Origin of the sequence: Colidextribacter sp. OB.20 (assembly GCF_009911595.1) — a bacterium.
In the GTDB taxonomy this organism is placed as follows: Bacteria; Bacillota; Clostridia; order Oscillospirales; family Oscillospiraceae; genus Lawsonibacter.
Genome location: NZ_QWKG01000003.1, coordinates 1 through 409, shown reverse-complemented (window position 1 = coordinate 409; position 409 = coordinate 1). Strand labels below are relative to the sequence as shown.

The 409-nt window shown below is 54.3% G+C and carries 1 protein-coding gene; it reads left to right on the top strand.

Annotated elements, in window-relative coordinates:
- Positions 1-409, top strand: a 409-nt coding sequence (locus D1641_RS00895; protein WP_160662514.1) for a hypothetical protein, incomplete at both ends; no start/stop codon positions are given.

Genomic DNA, 409 nt, shown 5'->3' with positions numbered 1-409 from the left:
GGAGACGGGCTGAGCAAAGACGGCGACACCCTCAACGTGGACAACCCGGTCCGGGGCATCCTGACCCAGGCGGAGTGGGACGCCCTCACGGAAGAGCAGAAAGCCAGCGGGACCTACTTCGTGGACGATGGCGGCGGCTCTGGAGGGGGAAGCAGCTGGGAGACCTATTCCACCGAGGAGCAGAGGATCGGCACATGGTTCGGGAGGCCGCTGTATCGGAAATGTTATGAAGTAGTATTACCGAGTGCAGTCAATACATCTAAGGTCCTGTTTACATACGACGAAAACATGAACCCAAAGATGCTGAAGGGCTGGATGGCGAACGATATCTATGTGATTCAACTGCCTTATTTCGGCTACGATAAAAATATTATCTCTCTATTTGGCCGTACCGCCACAAGAGAGATCG